Here is a 25,007-nt window from a genome sequence, read left to right as displayed (position 1 = left end):
CGCCGGCCACGCCACGGGAAAGATCGTCCTGGTCCCGTAACCCGTTCCTGTCCCCGCACCGCTGAAGCCACATCGCGAGCGGCCGCCCGCGCAATCACCGGTCCCAGTACGCAACGGATCGGGTGCGTGGGCGGCATGCGACCAGCTCGTCAGGTGTCCATGACCTCGTTCTTGGCGCTCCATTCGATCAGCGGATGCAGGACACGCATCAGGCTGGCGCCTTGTTCGGTGGGCCGGTACGTGATCTGGACCGGCGTCGTCGGCACCACGAGCCGCTCAATGAGTCGGTGGCCCTCGAGCTCACGCAGACGCTGGGACAGAAGGTGGTTCGAGATTCCGGGGATCCGCGCTCGGTAGTCGACGAATCGGCGCGCGCCCCGCATCGCCGCCAGGAGCACCGCGGCGCTCCACTTCTTGCCCACGATCTCGACCGAGCGCTGAAAACTGCGGCACACGTCGTCGTCGATGTGTTCGTAGCCCGCTTCCGGGCGGCTCTGGCCCGCGGTGGCGGAGGAATCATCGGGCTGTCGAGGACCGGTCATACGGTCACGATACTGGAGCGTGTCACTTTTGATGACCTGGTCATGTCCCGTTTGTTGCCTGTGATCATCGCCGTGCAGCCTTGGTCCATGAACGCACACTCGGCCTGTCACCACGCGCTATGAACTACGGGCACGCGCTGAGGTTCGGGCTGCACCTGCCCTCTGACGCCGACTGCGGACCCGGCCGGTTGGTCGAAGTGGCGGGCCTGGCCGAGCAGTGGGGGCTGGACTTGCTGGTCGTCCCGGCCGGAACCGCAGGCGACGATCTCGAACCGTCGACTGTGGCGTCCTGGATCGCCGCGGCGACGGTCTCTCCCGGACTGGTGCTGGAGGCACGCCCCGCCACCCTCCATCCGGCGATGCTCGCACGAGCCGTCGCAAGCCTGGATCGGCTCACCGAAGGCAGGGTCGAACTGGCTTTCCGAGGGGGCCCGCCAACCGCCGCGTCCGGGACAGCCGATTCGGTCGCGGCACTGGGTGAAGAGATCGCCGTCGTTCGCGAGCTCTGGAATGTCCTCGACCGTGGCCTCGGCCGGTTCACCGGCCGCTTCTACCGTCTCGCGGGAGCTGAGAAGGCCGCGCCCGCGCACGACGTGCCGATCTCCGTGGACGGCCAGGGCCAAGACCTGCTCCGGTTGGTCGGGCTGCGGGCTGACGAGTGGTCGACGGGGTGCGACGCCGTCACGTTGACGCAGGGCAACCGCGCAGTCGACGAGGCGGCGCGAGGGGCCGGCCGCGATCCCCGTGAGATCCGCAGACGGATCACGATCCGCGGTGGCTTCGGCGAGCGGACAGGCAGGTTCACCGGGACCGCCGCGGACTGGGTGAACGACCTGCTGCCACTCGTCGTCGAGCACGGGGTGGGCACCATCGTGCTGGACGCCGTGGAGCGAGACGTCGCGGCAGGCTTCGCGAGCGAGGTCGCCCCGGCCCTGCGGGCGGCTGCGGACGCGGTGCTTCCGCGCGGATGGTCGGGCGCGCGGGTCAGGCGGTCCGCCGTGCGCGCCAGGCGCCTGCCGGGGATCGACTACGAGGGCGCTCCGCCGGAGATGGCCGAGGTCGTCGAGCCCGGTGATCCGGCCTACGCCCGGCTGCGGTCCGGGTACCTGCGCGGCGGTGCGCCCGGGATCATCCTGCGGGCGGCGACGAACGAGCAGGTGACCCAGGCGCTCGCGTTCGCCCGCCGGCATCCCGGCGTGGCCCTGTCTCGGCGAAGCGCCGGGCACGGGGTCTCCGGCCGCTCCACCAATGACGGCGGGATCGTCATCGACGTGTCACTGATGAATGCGATCGAGGTGCTCGACAGGAAGACACGCCGGGTGCGCATCGGCCCGGGTGCGCGCTGGGCCGAGGTGGCGGCCGCACTGGAGCCCTACGGCTGGGCGTTGAGTTCGGGCGACTACGGGGGTGTCGGGGTGGGCGGCCTGGCCACGGCGGGGGGCATCGGGTACCTCGCGCGCGGGCACGGACTGACCATCGACCGCCTGCGGGCCGTGGAGATGGTGCTCGCGGACGGCTCCGTCGTGCGGGCCGACGATTCGGAGAACCCCGATCTCTTCTGGGCCGTGCGAGGGGCGGGCGCGAACTTCGGGATCGTCACTGCCTTCGAGTTCGAGGCCGACGACGTGGGCGCGGTCGCCTTCGCCCGGCTCACCCAGGATGCGGGCGACCTCGAGCGCTACCTCGTCGAATGGGGCCGGGCGGTCGAGGACTCACCGCGGGACCTCACCAGCTTCGTCATCGTGGCGCCTCCGCGCGGCGGGCGACCAGCGCTCGCGGTGAGCCGCACCATGGTCGACTCCTCGGACCCGGAGACCGTGCGCGCCCGGCTGGAGCCACTGGCCGCGATCTCCAAAGTGTACGCCCAGGACATCGTCATCACGTCCTACGCGGCCGCGATGGACAATGCGAGTGATGACCCACCGGTCTCCCACGGTGAACCGGTCTCACGCAGCGGTCTGCTCCGGCACGTGACCCCGCAGTTCGCCGCGGCGGCGGCTCGCGTGATCCGCAGCGGCGCGATCGGATGGTTCCAGCTTCGCTCGGTCGGCGGCGCCGTCGCCGATGTTCCCGCGGACGCCACGGCCTACGCCCACCGCGACGCGACCTTCTCGCTGGTGGTGATGGGCGGTGCCGACGAGGTGGTCGACCGGGCCTGGGCCCGGCTGAGCCCCTTCCTCGACGGCCTCTACATCAGCTTCGAGTCCAGCCTCCGGCCCGAGCGGATCGCCGCGGCCTGGCCCCCACGGACCCTCTCGCGTCTGCGTGAGCTGAAGAGCGTCTACGACCCCGAGGGTGTGTTCGGCGACAACTTCGCCCTCACGCCCGCCGCGAACCACCCCGGAGGAAGCACCCCATGAGCGACTACGGCCACGAACTGTGGTTCGGCAGCTTCATCACCCCCACCGCCCGCCCGCCTCAGGTGCCGGTCGAGCTGGCCCTGACCTCCGAGAGGGCCGGCCTCGACCTGGTCAGCTTCCAGGACCACCCCTACCAGTCGGCGTTCCAGGACACCTGGACCCTGATGTCGTACGTCGCCGCACGCACCGAACGGATCCGGATCACCGGCAACGTGCTGAGCCTTCCGCTGCGGCCCCCCGCCGTACTGGCCCGCGCCGCCGCGAGCCTGGACCGGCTGACCGGCGGGCGAGTCGAACTGGGCATCGGCGCGGGCGCGTTCTGGGACGGCATCGTCGCGATGGGAGGCCGCCGGCTCGAACCGGCCCAGGCCGTGCGGGCGGTGGAGGAAGCCGTGGACGTGATCCGGGGGCTGTGGGCCACCGACGAGACCGGTCCCCTCCGTGTCACCGGGGAGTTCTACACCGTGAACGGCGCCAAACGCGGCCCGGCACCCGCCCATCGCATCCCGATCCGCATCGGTGCCTACAAGCCGCGCATGCTCCGGCTGACGGGCAAGATCGCCGACGGTTGGCTGCCCTCCCTGGGATTCCTGCCCGAGGGCCCGGCATCGCTGCGCGCGATGAACGAGCAGATCGACGAGGCCGCCTCCGCCGCCGGTCGGGAGCCCGCGGCGGTCAGCCGCCTGCTCAACCTGAGCGGCCGATTCACGTCCGGCGCCGGCGGCGGCCTGCTGCAGGGGACTCCCGGCGACTGGGCCGAACAGATCGCCGACCTCGCCCTGCAGTACGGCGTGTCCGGGTTCATCCTCGCCTCGGACGAGCCTGCCGACCTGAACCTCTTCGGTCACGAGGTCGCGCCGCGCGCCCGCGAACTCGTCCAGTCCGAACGCGTGACGTGATGCGGTGGGCGCGTGGCGGGCCCGGTGACGGAGCTGCGACAGCGGCAGCGCCGACGGAGCTGTTCGGGCGCCGCGAGGAGGCCGCGGTTCTCGACGGGCTGCTTACGCAGGCCCGCGGCGGGAGCGGTGGCGCGCTCGTGGTGTGGGGCGAGCCGGGTATCGGCAAGTCAGCTCTGCTTCACCACGTGCACGGCCAGGCCGCGGACTTCGTCCGGCTGAGCCACTCGGCCACCCGGCCCGAGTCGGACCTGGCTTTCGCGGGGCTGCACGGGCTGCTGCGACCGCTGGCCGATCGTGTCGAGCTGCTGGCGACGGCCCAGGCCGCCGCTGTGCGTACCGCGCTCGGGCTGAGCGGTGAGCCGACGGACCGCCTGGTGGTCGGGGCGGCCGTGCTGTCGCTGCTCTGCGGACTCGCCGAGCGGCGGCCCGTGCTCGTCGTGGTGGACAACGGGCAGTGGCTCGACGAGGCCACCGCGCTGTGCCTGGGGTTCGTCGCTCGACGCGTAGGAGCGCATCCCGTGGTCGTCGTGCTCGCCGATCACAGCGATCCGGCCGCCCGGCCCTGGGAAGGCGTGGCCGACGTGCGGGTCGACGGCCTGAGCGACGAGAGCGCGCGGCAGCTTGTGGGGGCCGTGGCGCCGCTCACCGACAAGGCGACGACGCGGAACATGGTCCGGGAGGCCGGGGGCAACCCCTTGGCGCTGCACGAACTGGCCACGCTCGGGGGCGACCTGGACGACGGCGAGCATCGCCGGAAGCGAGGACGACCGCCCGTCGGGCCGCGCCTGCAGCGGGCTTTCCGTGCCGGGATCGAGGCCCTGAGCCCTCCGGCGCAGTTGCTGACCGTGCTCGCGGCGGCCGAGGAGCACGGCGACCGGCTCACGGTGCAGCGGGCCGGCCGTGCGTCGGGTGCCGGTGACGCCGTCTGGGAAGAAGTGACCAACGCGGGCCTGCTCCACGTGGCGGGCAACCGCGTCGGTTTCCGGCACCCCGTCGTGAGCAGAGCCGTCTACGAGGGCTGCGGTGCCGCGACGAGGCGCCGGGCTCACCGCGCCCTGGCCGCCACGATGCCCGACGAGGCGGAGGAACGCGCATGGCATCTCGCCGCCCTGGCCCACGGACGCGATGAGGACGTCGCGCGGCTCCTCGAACGGACCGCCGCCCGCTCCCGGCTCCGCGGGGCCACGAACACGGCGGCACGGGCGTGGTGGCGGGCCGCCGAACTGTCGGCCGCACCGATCGACGCCTCACAACGCCTTGCCGAGGCGGCCCGGGCTTCCTGGGACGCCGGGTGGGCAGCCACGGCGGAGCGCCTGCTCGATGACGCGGAACGGCTGGCCCCCGGTGCTCACGTCGCCCGGCGGAGCCGGGGTCTGCGAGGGATCATGGAGTTCGCCCGGGGCATGCCCGAGATGGCGCACCACTTCCTGATCACCGACATGAAGCGCGTCCCGGAACCGGGAACGGCGCTGGAACTGGGCACGCTGGCCATGCGCGCCGCCTGGTCCGTCGGACGCGGCGACCTGCGGGACAGAGCGCTGGAACTGCTGCTCGAAGACGAAGTCGCGGGCCGGACCGGACTACCCGGCACGCTTGCCTGGTGGAGCGACGACGTGTCTGCCGACGCGGCGCCGGCGGACCCCCCCGACCCCGGTGATGCCGCCGCGCGGGCCCGTACGACCATCCTGCCGTTGCTGCCGCCGACACCCCTCGCCCTGGCCTGGGGGATCGACAAGCCGATGGCGGATGCGCTGCGCCGCCGGCTACCGCACCTGCGGCGGCGCAACGAGCGCGCTCGGCTCGCCGCCGCCCTGGCCCAGACCGCGATGCTCGACAACGCTGCCGGCCGCTGGCCGCAAGCGGAGTCCTCGGCCGCGGAGGGACTGCGGCTGGCCCAGGACCTGGGTGCCGACCACATCGCCTCCCACTGCCGCACCAGCCTGGGCTATCTCGCCGCGGCGCGTGGTGACGAACGCGCCGTCGCGGAGACCACCGCCAGGACTCTGGAGACGTCACTCCCGCAGGGCGTCCGCGCGCTGAGCGCCGCCGCGTACTGGAACCGCGGCCTGGCCTCGCTGTTTCGCGAGCGTCCCGAGGAAGCACTGGACATTCTGGTGCGCCTGACCGAGCCGGGCCATGGCGCGGAACACCCGACCTTCGCGCTCCTGGCCGCTCTCGACACAGCCGAGGCGGCCGTGCGCGTCGGCAGAAGCGACCTCGCGGACGAACGGGTACGGATGCTCGAAGCCTGGGCGCGGCGCACCGGAGCGCCGTGGGCCCGCTGCGCCGCGCACGTCACGCGCGGGCTCCTCGGCGGCGCCGGGGCCGAGGGCGCCTTCCAGGCCGCACTCGACGCGCCAGGTGCCCGATCCCACCCGCTGCTCTACGCGCGCGCTCAGTTGTCCTACGGCGAGTGGTTGCGACGGGGCCGCCGGCGGACCGATGCGCGCGCCCGGATCGGCGCCGCTTTGGAGGCGTTCGACCGGCTCGGTGCCGAGCCGCTGCGCCAACGCGCGCAGCGCGAGCAGGACCTCACCGGATCGCCGGGGCGCCGGGGAAACTCGGACACCAGAGCAATGAACCGGCTCACCGCCCAGGAACAGCGAGTCGCCCAACTGGCCGGCGAACAGCTGACGAATCGCGAGATCGGCGTACAACTGCGGATCAGCCACCGCACCGTGGGCCACCACCTCGGGAACGTGTTCGCCAAGCTCGGCATCAACACGCGAACCGAGCTGAGCCACCTCCACGCCGGTTGTGAGCCGCCGTGAGCGCAGGGAGGCCGCGGCGGAGCGGGCACACGACGCCTCCGGCGGAAACGACGGATTGCCCGCCCGATTCGCCCACCGGCCCTGATTTGTAGCGTCGCTGACGTTGGCCCGCGAACCTGCGGCGAAACGCCGTGCGACGCATGACGAGAGGTCACCTCATGCCCACATCCGAAACCCTGCCCCACGCGCGCCACTACATCGACGGGCAGTGGCAGGACTCCGGCTCCCACGGCGAGTCACGCAGCCCCGCGACCAACGGCCTGCTCGGCACCTTCGCCGACGGCGGTGCGCGGGAGGCGAGGTCCGCCGTGGCCGCAGCCCGAAGGGCCTTCGACTCCACCGCCTGGTCCCGCGACCGCCACCGGCGTGCGGCAGCGCTGCACGAACTGGCCGACCGACTCGAGCACTGCAAGGACGAACTGATCACCCTCCTGGCGCGGGAGAACGGGAAAGTACTCGCCGAGGCGGCCCTCGAAGTCGAAGGCACCATCCCCAAACTCCGCTACCACGCCGCGCTTACCCTCACCGACCACGGCAGGGCCGGGGAAGTGCGGCCCGGCATGTACTCGATGACCCTGCGCGAAGCCGCGGGCGTCGCCGCGGTAATCGTGCCGTGGAACTCACCGGTCATCCTCTCGGCGCGATCCTTCGCACCCGCCCTGGCGGCCGGCTGCACCGTGGTCATGAAGATGCCGGCGCAGACCGGCCTGGTCAACGGAGTGCTGAGCGAGATCATCGCCGACACGCCGAGCCTGGACCCGGGCGTGTTCAACGTCTTCACCGAGAGCGGAAACGCCGGGGCTCCGGAGCTGGTCTCCTCCCCGGACGTCGACGTGATCAGCTACACCGGCTCCACCGCGGTCGGCCGCGTGATCATGGAACAGGCCGCCCCGACGCTGAAAACGCTGTCCATGGAGCTGGGCGGAAAGACGCCGATGCTCGTCTTCGACGACGCCGACCTGGACGCCGTCGTGCCCGTGCTCACCAAGGCCGTCACCATGTTCGCGGGCCAGTTCTGCATGACTGGCAGCCGGATTCTGGTCCAGCGCAGCGTGGCCGACGAACTCCGGCGGCGGCTCGTCGCCGCCCTCGAAACGGTCCGGGTCGGGCCCGGCGACGACCCCGCCAGCGAGATGGGCGCCATGATCGACGAAGGAAACGCCCAACGGGTCGAACAGACCGTCGCCGCCGCTGCCGGCTACGCCACCGTCCTCGTGCGGGGCAAGCGGGATCGGGCGCTCCTCGGCCCGTCCCTGATCGAGGTCGCCGACGTGTCCTCGCCGATCGTGCAGCGCGAAGTGTTCGGGCCGGTCGCCACCTTCGAGGTGTTCGACTCCGAGGCCGACGCCGTGGCGCGTGCCAACGCCACCGAGTTCGGCCTGGCCGCGAGCATCTGGACCCGTGATGTCGACCGCCCCCTGCGCGTCGGCCGCGAACTGCAGGCCGGGACCGTCTGGACCAACACCTGGGCCATGGTCCACGACCAGTTCGAGGAGGGCGGCTTCAAGCAGTCGGGAGTGGGCCGCCTGAACGGCATCCGCGGGATCGAGGAATTCCAGGAGACCAAGCACCTCGTGCATGTGGCACCGCAGCTCTGACAGCTCTCGACGGCGGAATGAGAATCGATGACCGACACGGACGACGTCGGCCCGGCCGACGTCACCCTGCTGACCGCGCGCGCTGTGGAACCCGGCTACGAGCAGGACTTCCGGGAGTGGTTCGGGCGGGTGACCGACACCGCCTCAGCGTTTCCCGGACACCTGGGCGACGGGTTGTTCCGGCCTGCCACGGCCGCCGGGCCATGGGTTCTGATCCACCGGTTCCGCGACCAGGAGTCCGCGCGGCACTGGACGACGTCACCTGAGCGGGCCGCACTGTTCGACCACTGCGAGGGCCATCATCAGAGCGAGGTGGCGCGTCGCGAACTCTCCGGCATGGAGACCCTGTTCACCACTGCGCACGACACGCCCACGACGGCGCCGCCCCGGTGGAAGATGGCGCTCGCCGCCTTCGCGGCCGTACTCCCGATCTCCCTGGTCGGCAACGGTCTTTTGGGGCCGGCGCTCCGTGCTTGGCCGCTTGTGGCGCAGGTGCTGATGCTCGCGCTGCTGTTCAGTACGTTGATGACGTATCTGATGATGCCGGCTGTGACCCTCGTCCTGCGCCGTTGGCTCTATGCCGCCACCTCAACCGCGCGCGAGGGACCGACGCGATGACGCGGCCCCCGGGGCGAACCGCGCCGTCTTTTCAGCGTGACAGTTCCATCGTCTGACGCAGCAGTTCCAGGGCCTGGTCCACGCCTTGGTCGGCCAGGTGGACGAGGTCGACGAAGACGTGGTCGACGTCCGTCTCGTCTCCCGTACGGAGGATGACGTCCGCGATCTCCGGCACCGTTGACTCGGTGGTGGGGTTGATCCTCAGGATGGCGTCGATGCCGGCCGGGTCGCGGCCCTCGGCCCCGGCGAGGCGGCGGATTTCCCGCAGCGGCTGGTTGATCACGGTGGCGGGGTCCTCGGGTCCTGCGGCAGTGCCTCTCTCGGGTTCAAAGATTGGAGTTGATTCGGTCGGAGCGGGACAGATGCTGCCGATGACCTGTTTCAGCGGCCCGTGTGATCGCCTCGAGTACCCGGTGGCGATCGATTGCGACCGCGAAATCCGGCGCATCGGCGGTTCCGTCGCGGAGGTCGGCGGCGAACTGGGCGTAGAGGCGGGCGACCCCCGCTGCGGGTGCGTCGAGTTGCAGGTCAGGAGCCGTATAAGCGGGGGGGACTTGTAGCAATTGGACAGGCTCGCTGCCGCGGCGGAGCGTGATGGTGAAATCGGTGAAATGGATGTAGCCCGACGCAGACTCCACACGCACACTGCCCTCGGTGCCCTGGATCTCCCATACCATCGCCGAGCCGGCAGACTGCCCGGCACTGTAGTGCAGCGAAGTGACGATCCCGCCTTCGAGAACGCCGGCGACGACGATCTCATCCGGCGTGTCCTTCGGCAGCGACGCGCCATCGGAGAGGCGGACGCCGTCACCGCGCTGATTGGCGACGACGGCGGACAGACTCTCGAACGTGCCGAGCACGCGCGCAAGCGGTTCGAGCCCGTGGCCGAGCATGATGCTCAGAAGCGTGGCGCCATGCTTTGCGTGAGCCATGTACTCGACCGGCGGGTCATATCGGCCGACCCACATGTCGTCGGTCAAATGCGCTCGGATGCTCGTGCTGAGCGGCTTGCCGATCACGCCTTGCGCGATGAGGTCGCGAAGGAAGAGGATCGGCGGGTGCAGGCCGCCCTGCAACCCGACAACCGTACGCAGCCGCCGCTCGCGGGCAAACCCCTCCAGCGCTTCGGCCTCCGATAGGTTTCTTGCGAGCGGCCATTCGCAATAAACCATCTTGCCCGCGGCCAGCGCGTCGGAAACAATCTGCTTGTGCTCCGGCACCTTGACCGCAACCACCACCAGGTCGACCTCCGGTCGCACGACCAGAGCCTCATGTGTGTCGAAGGCGAGATCGGCGCCCAGCCGACGAGCGGTCGCGTTCGCGCTCTCCATACGAGTCGTACTGACGGCGCGGATCTGGAACGCGTCGAGCGCCTGCAGCGCCGGGACGTGAGCAATTCCGCCCCAACCCCGATCGGCACTAGCCCCGATAAGGCCGACGCCGATCCGGGTATTTGCTGAATTCGTCATTAGGATGCTCCTGCCGTGTGCAGCCCCGGCAACGCTCTCCGGGCTGCGTCACGATGATTCGTTTCCGGACAATGCGTGGGCACTCGGGCTCACCATGGCGAGCGAGCAATTATTGCCGTTCACGTAGCGGCCGCGGGGTTTGAGCCCGAGTGACCCAAGCGCAGGTTTTACACGTGAGCCCAGTGGGCCTCGAGTTCGCGCGCGACATCGGCCGGACGCTCTATCATCGGCCAGTGCGAGCTGCGCAGCTTGAAGACGGCACGTGCGCGTGTGGCATTACCGAGCTCGTCGGCGAAGCGGTGAGGAAGAAACGGATCGTCCAGGCCCCAGATCACTAGCGCTGGTGCGGTCACGTTGCTCAAACCTGGCTTCCACTCCGCCCCGACCTCGATCGCCGAACGGTAAAGGGCAAGAATGCTTGCTCTCATAGTGGCATCGAGATGCCGGACCGATTCGTTTGCCGCGTCGCGCGGCATCTGCGCCTCGTTGAGGCTTGCCGCGAACGCCTCGAGGTCGAGGTCCGCCATCCACTGCTCGCCCTCGCCTGGAGTTTGCCAGATCTTGGCAAGATAGTGCCACGGATACTCCGGATCGATTGGTCCGCTGATACCTGTCCATGTCCGCACCAGATCTGGTCGGACAGACGCGAGACGGCCCGTGAGCAGAGACCCCCAATCATGACCGACCAGGTCGACGGGTTCGCCGACTTCTTCGATCTTCTCAATAAGCCAATCGAGATACTCTTCTTTCGTCGACGTGAATCCCGCTGGTAGGGGTACGCCAAACCCGGGGAGATCGATCGTCACAATATCTTCGCGTTGAAGATAGGAACGGACGGTGTCCCAAAGCCGGTGGGTATCAGGTACACCATGGACGAGGACTGCAGGCATTTCGGATTCTCCAATTCATTGTTGTCGTGCTTGAATGGCCGGTCGGCCGAGTCAGGGAAGGAGGATGACTTTGCCGTGGGTGTGGCCCGTGGCGACGAGCCGATGAGCGTCCGCGGCCTCGTCGAGTGGGAAGCTCCGGCCGATGCGTGCGGTCCATGCGCCGGCGGCGATCAGATTCAGGGCTTCCTGGACAGGGCCGCGGTCGCGGTTCCCGCTGCCCCCGGGGCTGAATGCGACGCCGTGTTGTGCGGCATCGCGGTCGGCGAGCGTCACGATCCGGTCGGGGCCGCCGAGAAGATCGACGAGGGCGGGAAGGAGCCCCTTGCCGGCGGTGTCGAGCGCGGCGTCGACCCCGCCCGGAGCGGCGGCACGGATGCGATCGACCAGGCCCGGACCGTGGGCGACAGGGGTCGCTCCGAGACTCCTGACGAAGTCGGCGTTGGCAGTCCCGGCGACGCCGATCACCGTCACACCGCGCTGTCGCGCGAACTGCACGGCGGCTCCGCCCAGAGCACCGCTCGCGCCGGTGACCACGAGCGTTTCACCCGGGCGAATGTTCAGAAGCCCGAGAGCCCTCGCCGCGTTGTCGGCGCCGATGACAGTAGCCGCGGCCTCCTCGAAGGAAACGCCGTCGGGGATCGTCGCGAAGTTGCTGCTGACCGTGTACTCGGCGTAGGAGCCCTGGGTGGCGGAGTCCGGCCACCCGGCGACGCGGTCGCCGACCACGCCCCCGTCGACGCCCGGGCCGACCGCCTCGACGACGCCGGCGAACTCGAATCCGATGATGGCGGGAGCACGCAGGCGGAACGCTCCGGCGCGTGCCTGGATCTCCGCCGGGTTCACCCCGGCGGCGTGAACCCGCACCAGTACCTGACCCGGACCCGGCACCGGTCGCGGAGCCTCCGCGACCCGCAACACGGAGGGTTCGCCGAACGAGGTGATGACGGCGGCTTTCATGATGATCCTTCTCCTTCTCATATCGAGCCGGCGGCACTTCCGCTGCGGCGTGCTTCGGCGTGCTCGCTCACGCAGGCCCGGTAAGGGTCATTTGCTCGCACCGTTCAGAACGGTGTCAGGTCAGGAAGACCGGAGGATTCTCGCCCCGCAGGCGGTAGTCGGGCCGGGGCCGTTCGAGGCGGATCGATTCCAGCACGGTGTACGCGTGGTACTTGGTCTGGGTGGTGGCTCCTGCCAGCCGTTCCCACCAGAGCCGGCCGTCGCTCGTCTCCTTCTCGAGGACGTGGCGGGTGGTGTAGTTCGCCATGGAGCTGATCCAGTTCTCGGTACCGACGAAGATCCTGTTCCAGCCGGTGCCGGTCACGATGTCGGCGAGCGCATCCGAGCGGCTGAACCGCTCGACCGCCGCAGTCGCCCCCTCGAGCACGTCGGTGAAGTACTCCACGCACAGCTTCACCTGCTCGTAGGTGCCGTAATACATGTGGTGCCCGCCGACGAAGTAGTCGAAGTCGTATTCGAGGATCTGGGACTGAGCTTCGTACCAGCCGGAGATGTTCTGCGAGGCGTCGCAGTGCATGAACGTGACGCTTCCCGGACTGACGATGTCGACGGCCGTGAGCACCTTCTGCCGCGGTGCGTAGATGAAGATGTTGCCGGGGCAGTGGTTCTCTCCCCTGTAGGAGAGCTGCAGGCTCACGCCGCCCACTTCGAGGACGAGTTCGTCGTCGAACGTCCTCGTCGGCAGGGGGCGCTTCGGGTCGGGGAAGCGCTCCAGGAGTTCCTTGGTGATGCGGTGGGCGACGATCTCGACGTCGGGACCGAACACGGAGGCCGCGCCGATGTGATCGGCGTGCCAGTGGCTGTAGATGACGTGGGTCACCGGTCGGTCGGTGACGTCCTCGATCGCCGCCAGCATGTTCTCGCCCAGCGTCGGGGGTGCGTCGATCGCGACCACGCCGTCCTCGGTCACCACGAATGCGGCATCGTAGCCGGCACTGGTGACCCAGTAGAAGCCGCCGCGCAGTTCTTCCACGTGGTAGCCGTACTTCTGGAAGTGCTCGCTCTGGAGATACGGGGGGTAATAGCCCGCGGGGTCCAACGGGTCGTCCGCCCCCGCGCGGGGGAATCCATAGTGGTCGATCCCGTAGAAGCTCGGGGTTTCTTCGACGCTGATGGGTATCTGACTGCTCTGGCACATCGGCGGGACGCCCTTCTGTGTTCTTGGGAAGCTGTCGAACGCGTGGTCTATCCCGGTGACGTGAATCGAAGGACCGCCTTGGTGACGCGGCCTGAGCCCGCATCCTCGAACGCGGTGTTGATATCGGCGAAGTCGTAGAAGGACAGCAGTCGGTCGATGGGGAACCGGCCCGCTCGATAGAGCTGGGCAAGGTCGTTGATCAGGAGCGACGAGACGGCGTCGCCCTGGATGATGCCCTGAAGCGACTGGCCGAGCGTGAGCCGGCCGGCGTCGAGCACGGCGCCCGCTCCTTCGTGGAACGCCACGAAGCCGAATCGGCCCATCGGTGCCAGGGCGCCGACCCCGGCGTCGAGGTTCTCTGCGCGGCCGCTCGTGTCGAGGACGTACTCCAGACCGCGTTCGTCGACGGCGTGGAGCGCGCCGGTCAGATCCTCGACCCGGCCGGGGTCGACGAGGTGCGTCGCTCCGAGATCACGGGCCAGATCGAGGCGGTCGGCGGCGACGTCGACGGCGACGATGGTGGTGGCACCCGCGACATGTGCCGCCATGACCGCCGCCAGGCCCACCGCTCCCACGCCGAAGACCGCGAAGGACGCTCCCGCCGGCACGGCGAGGGCCTTGAGTACGGCCCCCGCGCCCGTCTGCAGCCCGCACCCCAGCGGAGCCATGACGTCGAGGGGCAGATCGCGGGGGATCTTGATCGTGTTCCGTTGGTGCGTCAGGGCGTGGGTGGCGAACGAGGACTGGCCGAAGAAGTGACCGTGCGGCTCAGCACCGTGGGCGACGTGGAGACCGTTCGAGCCGTCCAGGCGGGCACCTGCGAAGTTGGCCGCCCAGACGTTGTCGCAGTAGGCCGCGTGCGAGGACATGCACGGCTTGCAGCGGCCGCACGAGTGGTAGGAGAGGACGACGTGGTCACCGGGCTCGACGGTGGTGACAGCGGCCCCCACGCGTTCGACGACTCCTCCTCCCTCGTGCCCCAGCACCACCGGCAGCGGCGTCGCCATGCGCTGTGCCCGCACGTGAGCGTCGGTCGCGCATATTCCGGTCGCGACCATGCGAACGAGTACCTCGTCGGACCGCGGGTCCTCGATCTCGATGTCGCGGAATTCGAAGGGCCCGTCCTGCGCTTCGAGAACAGCGGCGCGCGCGGAGGTGGTCATACGCCGTGAGCCTGCCGCGAAGCGCCGCGAGGGCCATGGTGACGAGGGACCGACATCATCAACGACTCCCTGATCGGGGGGTGGGCCTCAGGAACCCTTCAGCGGGTCCGAACCTATGTCGGCCGCCCGTGCCCGCGGATCGGTCGCCGTATCCGTCACAGCAGTAAGGCACGGTGCCGCGAGGTGCGGTGGCGTCAGTGCCGGACGCCGGTCCGAGCGGCTTGTTCGACTCGGGCGATAAGACGGCTGTTGTGGGCGGCGTGCTGGAATCCCGGGGTGTGGTGGGTGCCGTTCGTGATGTCGCGCGCCAGGCTGGCGTAGACCTCGCCGACGTTGATGGAAGCGCCCGTCCAGATGTCGGCGGCGGTGGGTCCCGTGCCGGTGGCGACCGGGCGGTCGGGCGCGGTGAAGTCGACGCTCGACGAGAGGGTGAGGTCGCCGACCTGAACGCCCGCGGGGTGGTCGCCCGTCAGCTTCAGCCAGCCCTCCGATCCGCGTACGTCCAGACTGAAGTGGGCGTCGGAGGCGGGCACGCCCGCCAGGATCTGCACCCCGACCGGCGCCCCCGAGGAGGTCTTGGCGATGGCGTCGAGGTGATCCGGGACCTCGCGGACAGATATCGCGCCGGTGTCGACCAACTTCACCTGGGGCCAAAGGAGTTCGGTGCGGGCGTCGATCTCGGTGATGTCGCCGAGAACGGCCTCGACCACATCCAGGACGTGGCCCGCGGCGATGGTGAGGAAACCGGCTCCGGACGCTGCCTTGTCGAAGTACTCGTACGCGCTCACCGACTCCGGGCCGTTGCCAAAGGTCGTCGCGGCGACTCGCGCCGAGAGCAGCCGCCCGAGCCGGCCCTCAGCGATGATCTCCGCCGCGCGGCGTACCGAGGGGTTGAGCCGGCCCTGCAGGCCGATCGCGGTGTGCAGTGAGCCGGCCGCGTCAGCCATCTCTTCCGTCTGCGCGACGGTCGCGCCCAGCGGCGACTCCGCGTACACGGACTTGTTCGCCGCGAGGGCCGCCAGGACGAGCTCGCGGTGAGCCGGGACCTTCACCGCGACGGTGACGACGTCGATCGAAGGGTCACCGATGAGCGCGTAGGGGTCCGCGAACCAACGCTCGGCGCCGAACGCCTCGGCAGCGCCGCGCGCGCTCTCCTCGTGCCGCGTCGCCACACCGGCCAGGTGGAAGTCGGGCTGTGCCGCCAGCGCGGGTATGTGCGATGCGCCCGCCCAGCTCGCCTTCGTGTCCGCGCCGATGATGCCGACCCGAATGAGATTGCTTGACATGATGTGGTGTTCCATTTCTTTCGCTGAAGCAAGACGTGGTGTGGTGCGCGGGGCGAATCGGCGCCTTCGCGCTTCTCTCACTGGTCGACGGCGGCCATGTCGGGCTCGGCATGGCGTTCGCCGGACGCCGGTGTGAGGTTGTTCAGGCGGGCGATCTGGCCCGGGGTGAGTCGGATGCCGTCGGCGGCGCTGTTCTCCTTGAGGCGGTCGATGCGTTTCGTCCCCGGAATGGGCGCGATGCCGTGGCCTTGCGCGAGCAGCCAGGCCAGAGCGACCTGCGCGGGCGTGGCCCCGACCTCGTCGGCGACCTCGCGTACCTGGTCGACGATGCGCAGGTTGCGCGTGAGGTTGTCGCCGGTGAACCGGGGATTGGAGCGGCGCCAGTCGGTGTCGTCCAGGCCGTCCAGGGTGCGGATGTCACCGGTGAGAAAGCCGTGTCCCAGCGGTGCATAGGGAACCAGTCCGATGCCGAGCTCACGCAGCGTGGGCAGCACCTCGGCCTCCGGGTCCCGCGTCCACAGCGAGTACTCGCTCTGGACAGCGGCCAAGGGATGGACCGCATGGGCCCGGCGGACGGTCGCCGCTGCCGCCTCCGACAGTCCGATGTGGAGGACCTTGCCCGCCTCCACCAGCTCACTCAGCGCCCCCACCGTCTCCTCGATGGGAGTGTTGGGGTCGACCCGGTGCTGGTAGTAGAGGTCGATGCGGTCGGTTCCGAGCCGCCGCAGTGAGCCGTCGACAGCCGTGTGAATGCTGGCGGGGGTGCTGTCCGGGCCCGGCCGACCGGTGTGGGAGACGAGGCCGAACTTGGTGGCGAGGACGACTTCGTCCCGGCGGCCCTTGATCGCGCGGCCCACCAGTTCCTCGTTGACGTAGGGCCCGTACACCTCGGCGGTGTCCAGATGGGTGACACCGAGGTCGACGGCGCGACGAATGGTGCGGATCGACTCGGCTTCGTCCCGACCGGCGCCGGTGTAGTACGCCGACATCCCCATGACACCCAGGCCGATGCGCGAGACATCGAGCCTGCCTAGCGACGTGGACTGCATCTGTTGTCCTTTCCTGAACCTCTCCGCCGGCCCTGCGGTTCCCAAAGGGCAGGCCTCAGCGCCGCAGAAGGGTGTGTAACGGCGTCGATGGCACATTGCGCCGCTATCGGTTAGGCGCTCGGTCGGCAGCGAAGAGAACTTGACGCGTCAAGTTCTACTCCATCAAACTTGACGCGTCAATAAGCGTCTAGGATGTCCTCATGGCGAGCACGGCAGATGACACGAACGGCCAGCGAGGTCGGCGTCCACGGACCGGGTCCGAGGCGGCGGCGCTTGCCGGAGGAAGCTCCGGCTTGAAGAAGTCCACTGGTCCGGTTGCCGAGACGCGATGGCTGAACGGCGACGAGCTGGCGGCGTGGCTGGCCAACTCCGCGATCATGATCAGCCTGCCGGCTGCGCTGGATGCGCGCATGCAGCGCGAGGCTCAGCTGACTTTCTTCGAGTACATGGTGCTCTCGGTCCTGTCCGAGCAGCCGGATCGCACCATGCAGATGAGCGCCCTGGCCGCGCGAACGGCGGCGTCGCTGTCGAGGCTGTCCCATGTCGTCGGTCGGCTTGAGAAGCGCGGACTGCTCGCACGGAAGCGGATCCCTGGTTCCGGAAGGCGCACCACTGCGACGCTGACCGAGGCCGGTTACGAGGTAGTCGTGGCAGCGGCGCCGGGACACGTCGCCGCAGTCCGCGAGTACCTGATCGATGATCTCGAGCCCCACGAGCTGGCGGCACTGCGCCGCATCGGTGCTGCAGTGGACGCGGCCATCAAGCGCGGGCAACCCGATGCGAGCTCTGCGGCTTCGCCTCCGCCCGAAGCGCCGACGATCCACAGCGGACCGAGGCGTACTGCGGACTGATGGAGGAGCAGCGCCACGCGGGTCCGCCAGCACGTCCGCGGCGCGTCCTCGGCGTTCTATGGCCTGTGGGGGTCGTGATCATTCGGTTGGTAGAACACTCGCGTGGCGAGGCGTGAACTGAGCGATGACGAATGGGCGTTGGTGGGGCCGCTGCTCCCGATAGGCACCTACGCCCGTATCCGCACCGGCTGCGGGATCACTTCGAGAGCGTGATCTGGAGGTTTCGCTCCGGAGCCCAGTGGCGGGAGGCCCCGGAGGAGTTCGGGAACTGGTCCACGGTCTACGACCGGTTCCGCCAGTGGCGCGACGCGGGCGTCTTCCAGGCCCTGATGGAGGCGGTGATCGCTGAGGCCACACGGCGGGACCAGGTGGACCTTTCCCTGGTCAGCGTCGACTCCACCACAGCGAGAGCGCATCACGGCGCGGCCGGCATGGGGGTGGACGCCAAGACGCTGGCAGCGCTGGAGAAAGCGCTGACGGAGGAAAGGGGGGCCGTGGGAAGGGACGACGGGACTTTCGACAGACCCTGGGCGCCCGCGGCAGTCGCACTCCCCGGGCCCGGCCCGACAGATCCGGCAGACCCGCGGCCGGGCCCGGGGCCCCACGAACGGCCCCGGCCGGCCCGTTACCGCGTACGGGCCGGCCGGGGTCGCACGCGGTAACGGGCCGGCCGGGCGCCGCACGTACGGACAGCCCCGCACCCCGCCGCGTAGACTCCCCGACTCCCGCGCCGGATCCGCCGCCGGGGAGCGGTCCCGGAACCGTTGCGCGACACTGTCCCCGCTCCCGACCGCGGAGAAGTGGAGAGCCCGTGCTGGGTCTGCTGATCGCCCTTGTGACCTGCCTCGTCGTCGTCGGCTCCGGGCTGCGCGTACGCCGCCGCCGGAACACCTTTCTCGGCGCCGTGGTGCGCGGCGATCCCGCCGAGGTGCGCGCCCTGGTGGACAGCGGCTACGGCGTCGGCATCGCCGACAACCGGGGCGACACGGCGCTGCACTACGCCTACTACGCGGGCGACGACGACCTCGTGCAGACCCTCCTCGCCCTCGGCGCCCGCCAGGACGCCCACAACCGCGACGGTCTGCTGCCGCACCAGCTCGCCGAAGTGGCCGAGGTGGAACTCCGGATCGACGAGCTGGCCGCACTCCGCCAACCGGCCGGCGACGAGGAGGTGTCCCGGGCCGCGGAGCTGGCCGAGGAGCTGCGTCCATACCACCCCGACCCCGTCTACCCCGCCGCGCTGACCAACGTCCTTGCCAGGACCGCCGACGGCGAGCCGCTGCGGGGGGTCCTGGAGACCGCCGTCCGGCTCGGCCGCGCGGACCTCCTCGCCGTGCTGGAACTGGAGCTGCAGAGCAGAGGGGACCGGGGGATCGCCGAGGACTTCCTCAACAGCGGCTCGCCGCGGCTCGGGTACGCGGCCCAGCAGTGGGCCGCCGGCCACGGCTTCGCGATCACGGCCCACGGCCGGGGCGACCGGGCGGCCTGGGGCGGGCTCTGAAGCGCCGTCGCCGCCCGGTCCCGTAGCGCATCAGGACCAGGGGCGTCGTCCGGGCGGTGTACCTGTCCGGGCAGCCGGGTGAGCATCCGGTATTTGTATGTTTTTCGGGTTATCACTCCAGCGAATCGGCGCGGGAGAGAGGTGACCCATGGGCAGGGCGAGGCGTGCGGTGGTCGGCGCGTGTGCGGCGGCGGTGCTGGTGCCGGTGGCGGCGGCCGGGTGCTCGGCGGGGCCGGGAGGCGGCGGGGAGGACGGCGGGACGGGCGGCAAGGGCAGCGAGCGCGCGGCCGCGCGGAGCGACGCCCGCGGCACTGCGCAGCAGGGCCGCGCCGTACGCCTCATCGGCGACGGCTCCACCGCCTACACCGGCGCGCAGCCCCGGCAGCCGCGGGTGCGCAAGCTCGCCGACGGCGAGAAGCCGCCGCAGTTCGTCGTCTTCTCCTGGGACGGCGCCGGCGAGATCGGCGACGGCCTCTTCGAGCACTTCCGCGAGGTCGGGCGGAAGTACGACGCCGCCATGACGTACTTCCTCTCCGGCATCTACCTCCTCCCCGAGTCCGAGCGCTCCCTGTACGAGGCCCCCGGCCACGCCCCCGGCGCCTCCGACATCGGGCTGCTCAGCGACGCACACATCAAGGACACCGTCGAGCAGGTCCGCGGCGCCTGGCTCGACGGCAGCGAGATCGGCACCCACTTCAACGGCCACTTCTGCGGCCCCACCGGGGTGGCGAGCTGGTCGAAGGAGGAGTGGAAGAGCGAGATCGCGCAGGCCGAGCGGTTCGTGACCCGGTGGAAGACCCACACCGGCCTGCGCGACGCCGCGCCGCTGCCCTTCGACTACGCCAAGGAGCTGACCGGCGCCCGCACCCCCTGCCTCGAAGGCGGCGACAACCTCCGCGCCGCCGCCCGCGACCTGGGCTGGCGCTACGACACCAGCGGGGTGAGCGAACAGGTGTGGCCGGCGAAGAAGGACGGCCTGTGGGACCTGTCGATGCAGCTCGTGCCGTACCCCGGCAGCGACCGCGAAGAGCTGACCATGGACTACAACTTCAAGGTCAACCCGCTCACCACCCCCGCCAACGCCGAGGCGCGGATGCGCGACGGGCTGCTCGCCGGCTTCGAGCGCGCGTACACGGGCAACCGCGCCCCGCTGGTCGTCGGCAACCACTTCGAGACCTGGGACGGCGGCGCGTACATGCGCGCGGTCGAGGAGACCATCAAGGAGGTCTGCCCCAGGAAGGACGTGCGGTGCGTGTCCTTCCGCCAGCTCGCCGACTGGCTCGACGCGCAGGACCCGAAGACCCTGCGCAAGCTCCGCGCGCTTGAGGTGGGCCAGGCGCCGCGGGGCGGCTGGGGGGCGTAGGACTCCGTAACGGAGCCGTACGGACCGGCCGTCCCGCGCCCGGGCTTGCACCTGACGCCGACGTGAGGTCCTAGCGTGGCAGGCGCCGGCAGCCGCCGGAAGCCACCCACCGGTCACACGAAGGCAGAACGTCATGCGCGCAGTCCGATACCACCAGTACGGCGGGGCGGAGACCCTCGTGGTCGAGGAGGCGCCCGACCCGCATCCCGGGCCCGGCGAGATCCGCATCCGGGTGGCGGCGGCCGGCGTCAACCCCGTCGACTGGAAGGTGCGTTCCGGCGCGGTGCGCGAGGTGCTCCCCGTGGACCTGCCCGCGGTGCCCGGGCGCGACGCCGCCGGCGTCGTCGACGAGACCGGCGCGGGCGTGCAGGGGGTACGGGCCGGCGACCGCGTCTTCGGGCTGGGCGGCGTCACCGGCGCGACGGCGGAGCTGGCCGTGCTCTCGGCCTGGGCGCCCGCGCCCGCCGCGTGGACCGACGAGCAGGCCGCCGGCGCCGCCCTGGCGGCGGTGACCGCGATGGGCGGGCTCGCCGTACTCGGCCCCCTGCCGGGCCGCACCCTCCTCGTCGAGGGCGCCGCCGGCGGCGTGGGCAGCGCCGCGGTCGAGATCGCGGTGGCCCGCGGCGCCACCGTGATCGGGACGGCCAGCGAGCGCAACCACGACTTCCTCCGCTCCCTCGGAGCCGTCCCCACCACCTACGGCCCCGGCCTCGCCGGGCGCGTCGCCGCCCTGACCCCCGGCGGTGCCGACCTCGCGCTCGACACCGCCGCCTCCGGGTCCCTGGCCGACCTCGTCGCGATCACCGGCGACCCGGCCCGCGTGGCGACCATCGCCGACCACGCCGGCGCGCAGCGTCTGGGCGTCCACCTGGCCAACGCGGAGAACGACCCCGCGCTCCTCGCGGAAGCCGCCGAACTCGGCCGGCAGGGCCGCTACACACCGCGCGTCGAGCGGACCTATCCGATGGCGGAGACCGCGGCGGCGCACGCGTACGCCGAGCGCGGGCAGACCCGCGGGAAGGTCGTCGTCCGCGTCTGAGCCGGCCCGCCCGGGAGGCCGGGGAAGGCTCAGGTGTGCAGGGAGAGGCCCTTGACCGTGCGGTCGACGGCGTTGCGCGGCCCGTAGACCGCCAGCCCGGCCAGGGACAGGCCGTCGGCGGGGACGTCGCGGACGGCGGCGCGGTTGTCGTCGTCGTTGCCGGTGGCGAACAGCTCGTCGGTGTAGACGGCGGCGGCCAGGCCGCGGCCGAGGGCCCGGGTGTGGGTACGGGTCAGGCCCGCGGCGTCGGCGGCGAAGACGAGGACGGGCTCGCGGAACATCGGCAGGTAGGTGTTGCCGGAGGCGTCCTCGTACGGCTTGCCCATGATGTCGTCGGCGGCGTGGGCGATACCGCTGCACAGGAAGGCGGTGACGTTCAGCCGCTGCCAGGCGGCCAGGTCGTGCCGTACGACCACGGCGATCTTGGTCTCGAAGCGCATGCCGCCCAGCGTGCCCCGGCGGGGCGGCGGGCGTCTTGAACGCTCGTGCGCCGGGCGGGCCGCGCGGGTGCGGCACCATGGAGGACGTGAGCGACTGGGTCTCGTACTGGCGGGACGCGCAGCGGCCGGTGGAGGCCATGCGCGCCCACTTCGAGGAGCACGTCTTCCACCGCCACAGCCACGACGCGTACTCCTTCGGCCTCACCGAGACCGGCGCCCAGCGCTTCGTCTGCCGCGGCGGCACGCACACGTCGGCCGCGGGCCTCGTCATGGCCTTCAACCCCGACGACCCGCACGACGGCGAGGCGGCGACCGAGCTGGGCTTCACCTACCGGATGGTGCACATCGGCCCCGACGTCGTACGGGACGTCCTCGCCGACGTCGCCGTGCACGCGGGCGCCCGCGCCGCCCTCCCGCTGTTCGCCGACCCCGTGCACCGCGACCCGCGGCTGTGGCGCGCCCTGCTGCGGCTGCACGCGGCGCTGACGGAGGGCGCGGGCCCGCTGGTACGCGACGAACGGCTGACCGCCGCCGTCACGGCGATGGTCCACCGCGCCGCGACGGCCCCGCCGCGCACCCGCACGCTGCGCCCCGGCGGCCCGCGGGCCGGTGCCGCGCGGCGGGCGCGGGCGGTGCTGGAGGAGCGGTTCGCCGAGGAGATCCCGGCGGCGGAGCTGGCCGCGGCGGCAGGCTGCAGCCGCTACGCGCTGTACCGGGCGTTCCAGACGGAGTACGGGATGTCGCCCAGCGACCTCCAGCGCCTCCTGCGCCTGCGCGACGCCCGCCGCCGGCTGTCGGCGGGGGCCGGCGGCGCCGAGGCCGCGGCGGCGGCGGGCTTCGCGGACCAGAGCCACCTGCACCGCTGGTTCGTCCGCACCTACGGCATCACGCCGGGCGAGTTCGCCCTCGCCGGGCGGCGGTGAGCGGGAGCGCGGCTACCAGGGCCGGGCCTGCGACCCGTCGGCCTCCACGCCGAAGCGGCTGAGCCGTTGCCCCCGGGCGGCGTCCCCCGTTTCCTCGTACAGCCGCGCCAGGTCCGCCATGGCTTTGATGCGCCCCGCGTCGAGGGCCTGCCGGTACAGGAGTTCCGCCTCCCCGGCCTCCCCTGCGGCCGCCCGCAGCCGCGCCAGGTCCGGCAGGGCCCAGGTGTCCCCGGCGCCGGCGGCCCGCTGGTACAGGCGCTCCGCCTCGTCCGGGTTCCCGGCATTCTCACGGAGGCGGGCGAGGCGGCTCAGTGCCGGGATGTCGCCGTCGTCGATGAGACCGCGGTAGTGGCTCTCGCCCTCGGTCCGTTCCCAGTCCTCGTCGTCCATCGCCTCCCCGCGCCTGTACCAGAGGTTGCTGTGGACCCGGGACCTGCCGTCGAAGTCGACCTCCAGGGCGAGCCGTTCCGCACCCTCCGGATCCCTGGCGTCGCGCAGCCGCACCAGGTGTCTGGCGACGGTGTAGCTGCCCGCCCTGGCAGTCCGGTGGGCGAGCCGTTCCGCCCCGCCGAAGTCCCCGGCCTTCTCACGCAGTTGCGCCAGGACCACCAGAGGCCAGACGTCCCCGGCGGCGTACGCCTGCCAGGCGAGCCGCTCGGCGCCCTCCGGGTCCCCGCACTCCTCGCGCAGCCGCGTCAGGTCCGTCATCGCCGGGTGCCCGGCGTCGAGGGCCTGCCGGTAGAGGCGTTCCGCCTCGCCGGTGTGCCCCGCCGCCGCGCGCAGCCACGCCAGGGCGCTCAGGGCGCGGGTATCCCCGGCGCCTGCCGCCTTGCGGTACAGCTCTGCCGCGATGCGGTAGCGCCCCCGCGTGCCGGCCGCTTCCGCGAGCGCGGAGAGGTCCGCCGCGTCGGTCACGTGGTCCCGTACGGCCGTCCAGAAGGACGCCGGCGGGACGTCGTAGCGGCGGGCGGTGCGGGCGTGGTGGTCGAGGTAGTCGTTCAGGCCGTGGACGTCCGGGACGGCGCCCATCCCCTCGGGTCCCGCGACGGGTTCGAGGGCCGCCGCCACGCCTTTGACCCGCTCCCGCGCGTAGGCCAGGGCGCCGGCGAACCACGTGGCGGGGTCTGCGGCGGCGCGCTGCTCCCCGGTCAGGTAGCCGGGGGCGGCGGCCTCCAGGAGGGCCACCGGCAGATGGGCGGCGTGGCCGAGGCGGCGGGCGTCCAGCGCCGCGGTGATGACGGCGCGTCCGTACGGGCCGTGGGGCCCGGTGGGCTGCCGGTAGTGGTCGACCAGTTGGGGACCTGCCGCGAGGGTCTGGGCGACCTGCCCGCCCGTGCTGGTCGCGGCGGCCGCGGCCAGCGAGGGGTCGCGCCCGACGCGCGGGTCGGCGAGGGCCTCGGCGGTGAAGGCCGCCGGGACGTCGACGACCGCGGCCTGGCCGAGCAGGGCCCGGGCGTGGGGGTGTGCGTCCGCGGCCTGCGCACCGGGCTCGGGGACGGCAGTGAGGCGCCGGTGGTACTCGGGCCACAGCGTGCCCAGGACCACGAGCGGTCCCGGTTCCTCCAGCCGGCGGTGGAGCGCGGCGGCGGCCTCCTCGCCCGCCGGCGAACCGAGGTGGTTCTGGGCCTCGTTGAGCCACAGGACGGTCCGCGGCACGAGGGCGCCCGCGTCGAGCAGGGCCGCGAGCCCGGCGGGGGTCTTGGGGAAGACCAGCTCCCAGTCGTGCAGGCACGCGCGGACGGCCTCGAAGGCGGTACGGGTCTTGCCGGCCGACGACGGCCCCCGCACGAGCACGAGCACCGGGTGCGCACGGTCGGCCGCCGCCCGGCGCAGGCGGTCGCGCAGCCGGCGGTCGTGGTCGCGTTCGACGTACTCCGGGAGTACGAACCCGCCGCTGTCCTCGGGTGTCCCGGTCCCGTGGATGGCGGGGTGGACGCCGAGTTGCCGCGCGCTCCACCCGGCGGCCGGCAGCCGCCGGTCCAGGCGCGCGGTCACCCGCGTCCCGGGGAAGTGCTGGTGCAGGTTCTCGACGGTGCCGGCGGCGATCGCGCCGTGGGTGGCCTGGATCGAGTGGGCGGGGGCCGCGGTGG

Annotated in this window: 21 protein-coding genes and 1 pseudogene; 11 read left to right on the top strand and 11 right to left on the bottom strand. The window is 71.3% G+C overall.

The window, feature by feature from the left end; translation table 11 throughout:
• Positions 1-149 precede the first annotated feature (149 nt).
• Positions 150-542 carry a winged helix-turn-helix transcriptional regulator gene (locus LG396_RS28710; RefSeq protein ID WP_225796994.1) on the bottom strand — a complete coding sequence of 131 codons (393 nt, stop codon included), beginning with the start codon at positions 540-542 and terminating at the stop codon, positions 150-152.
• Positions 543-661: 119 nt separating this feature from the next.
• Here LG396_RS28710 and LG396_RS28705 point away from each other — a divergent pair, with 119 nt between their 5' ends.
• The 5 genes from LG396_RS28705 (at position 662) to LG396_RS28685 (ending at position 8,788) form a co-directional block, all read left to right on the top strand.
• On the top strand, positions 662-2,902 hold the full coding sequence (locus LG396_RS28705) for an LLM class flavin-dependent oxidoreductase (RefSeq protein WP_225796993.1): 2,241 nt from the start codon (positions 662-664) through the stop codon (positions 2,900-2,902).
• Complete coding sequence (locus tag LG396_RS28700; protein ID WP_225796992.1) at positions 2,899-3,801, top strand: LLM class flavin-dependent oxidoreductase; 903 nt, start codon at positions 2,899-2,901, stop codon at positions 3,799-3,801. Before LG396_RS28705 ends, LG396_RS28700 begins: the two co-directional genes overlap by 4 nt.
• Positions 3,801-6,572, top strand: coding sequence for an AAA family ATPase (locus LG396_RS28695; RefSeq protein ID WP_225796991.1), 2,772 nt, complete (start codon positions 3,801-3,803; stop codon positions 6,570-6,572). Before LG396_RS28700 ends, LG396_RS28695 begins: the two co-directional genes overlap by 1 nt.
• 158 nt (positions 6,573-6,730) lie before the next feature.
• The gene (locus LG396_RS28690; RefSeq protein WP_225796990.1) at positions 6,731-8,170 is read left to right on the top strand and encodes an aldehyde dehydrogenase family protein; all 1,440 of its coding nucleotides are present in this window, start codon (positions 6,731-6,733) and stop codon (positions 8,168-8,170) included.
• A 27-nt stretch (positions 8,171-8,197) separates the two neighbouring features.
• Positions 8,198-8,788 carry an antibiotic biosynthesis monooxygenase gene (locus LG396_RS28685; RefSeq protein ID WP_225796989.1) on the top strand — a complete coding sequence of 197 codons (591 nt, stop codon included), beginning with the start codon at positions 8,198-8,200 and terminating at the stop codon, positions 8,786-8,788.
• 31 nt (positions 8,789-8,819) lie between these two features.
• On the opposite strand, the gene LG396_RS28680 is transcribed toward LG396_RS28685, so the two are convergent.
• The 8 genes from LG396_RS28680 to LG396_RS28645 all read right to left on the bottom strand — a co-directional run bounded on the left by LG396_RS28680 (position 8,820) and on the right by LG396_RS28645 (position 16,800).
• Complete coding sequence (locus LG396_RS28680; protein WP_225796988.1) at positions 8,820-9,071, bottom strand: hypothetical protein; 252 nt, start codon at positions 9,069-9,071, stop codon at positions 8,820-8,822.
• A gap of 43 nt (positions 9,072-9,114) precedes the next feature.
• Positions 9,115-10,257 (bottom strand): Gfo/Idh/MocA family protein, encoded by a 1,143-nt coding sequence (locus tag LG396_RS28675; RefSeq protein ID WP_225796987.1) that lies wholly within the window; start codon positions 10,255-10,257, stop codon positions 9,115-9,117.
• Positions 10,258-10,424: 167 nt separating this feature from the next.
• Complete coding sequence (locus LG396_RS28670) at positions 10,425-11,147, bottom strand: alpha/beta fold hydrolase (RefSeq protein WP_225796986.1); 723 nt, start codon at positions 11,145-11,147, stop codon at positions 10,425-10,427.
• 51 nt (positions 11,148-11,198) lie between these two features.
• Positions 11,199-12,104, bottom strand: coding sequence for an NADP-dependent oxidoreductase (locus tag LG396_RS28665; protein WP_225796985.1), 906 nt, complete (start codon positions 12,102-12,104; stop codon positions 11,199-11,201).
• 115 nt (positions 12,105-12,219) lie between these two features.
• Positions 12,220-13,302, bottom strand: coding sequence for an MBL fold metallo-hydrolase (locus tag LG396_RS28660; protein WP_225796984.1), 1,083 nt, complete (start codon positions 13,300-13,302; stop codon positions 12,220-12,222).
• 47 nt (positions 13,303-13,349) lie between these two features.
• Positions 13,350-14,465: an NAD(P)-dependent alcohol dehydrogenase gene (locus LG396_RS28655; RefSeq protein WP_225796983.1), complete on the bottom strand. Its 1,116-nt coding sequence runs from the start codon at positions 14,463-14,465 to the stop codon at positions 13,350-13,352.
• Positions 14,466-14,659: 194 nt separating this feature from the next.
• Positions 14,660-15,751: a Gfo/Idh/MocA family protein gene (locus LG396_RS28650; RefSeq protein WP_225796982.1), complete on the bottom strand. Its 1,092-nt coding sequence runs from the start codon at positions 15,749-15,751 to the stop codon at positions 14,660-14,662.
• Between the two features lie 77 nt (positions 15,752-15,828).
• Entirely contained in the window at positions 15,829-16,800 is a 972-nt protein-coding gene (locus LG396_RS28645) for an aldo/keto reductase (protein ID WP_225796981.1), read from the bottom strand.
• A 293-nt stretch (positions 16,801-17,093) separates the two neighbouring features.
• On the opposite strand from LG396_RS28645, the gene LG396_RS28640 reads away from it, so the two are divergent.
• The 5 genes and pseudogenes from LG396_RS28640 (at position 17,094) to LG396_RS28620 (ending at position 21,554) form a co-directional block, all read left to right on the top strand.
• The gene (locus tag LG396_RS28640; protein WP_225796980.1) at positions 17,094-17,651 is read left to right on the top strand and encodes a MarR family winged helix-turn-helix transcriptional regulator; all 558 of its coding nucleotides are present in this window, start codon (positions 17,094-17,096) and stop codon (positions 17,649-17,651) included.
• Between the two features lie 221 nt (positions 17,652-17,872).
• Positions 17,873-17,966 (top strand): annotated as a pseudogene (locus tag LG396_RS39970) (transposase); the annotation flags it as partial.
• Between the two features lie 496 nt (positions 17,967-18,462).
• Entirely contained in the window at positions 18,463-19,152 is a 690-nt protein-coding gene (locus LG396_RS28630) for an ankyrin repeat domain-containing protein (RefSeq protein ID WP_225796979.1), read from the top strand.
• Positions 19,153-19,300: 148 nt separating this feature from the next.
• Positions 19,301-20,515: a polysaccharide deacetylase family protein gene (locus LG396_RS28625; protein WP_263979705.1), complete on the top strand. Its 1,215-nt coding sequence runs from the start codon at positions 19,301-19,303 to the stop codon at positions 20,513-20,515.
• Between the two features lie 133 nt (positions 20,516-20,648).
• On the top strand, positions 20,649-21,554 hold the full coding sequence (locus LG396_RS28620) for an NADP-dependent oxidoreductase (RefSeq protein WP_225796978.1): 906 nt from the start codon (positions 20,649-20,651) through the stop codon (positions 21,552-21,554).
• Positions 21,555-21,583: 29 nt separating this feature from the next.
• Here LG396_RS28620 and LG396_RS28615 read toward each other — a convergent pair whose 3' ends face one another.
• Positions 21,584-21,994 carry a DUF2000 domain-containing protein gene (locus LG396_RS28615; RefSeq protein ID WP_018839056.1) on the bottom strand — a complete coding sequence of 137 codons (411 nt, stop codon included), beginning with the start codon at positions 21,992-21,994 and terminating at the stop codon, positions 21,584-21,586.
• A 77-nt stretch (positions 21,995-22,071) separates the two neighbouring features.
• On the opposite strand from LG396_RS28615, the gene LG396_RS28610 reads away from it, so the two are divergent.
• Complete coding sequence (locus LG396_RS28610) at positions 22,072-22,917, top strand: AraC family ligand binding domain-containing protein (RefSeq protein ID WP_027767998.1); 846 nt, start codon at positions 22,072-22,074, stop codon at positions 22,915-22,917.
• A 12-nt stretch (positions 22,918-22,929) separates the two neighbouring features.
• On the opposite strand, the gene LG396_RS28605 is transcribed toward LG396_RS28610, so the two are convergent.
• Positions 22,930-24,912, bottom strand: a complete 1,983-nt coding sequence (locus LG396_RS28605) for a hypothetical protein (RefSeq protein ID WP_225796977.1) — start codon at positions 24,910-24,912, stop codon at positions 22,930-22,932.
• Positions 24,913-25,007 lie beyond the last annotated feature (95 nt).

The organism is Streptomyces aculeolatus (assembly GCF_020400605.1).
Lineage (GTDB): Bacteria > Actinomycetota > Actinomycetes > Streptomycetales > Streptomycetaceae > Streptomyces > Streptomyces aculeolatus.
Note: the sequence above shows the minus strand (reverse complement) of the source record. Positions and strands in the feature narration are given on the sequence as shown.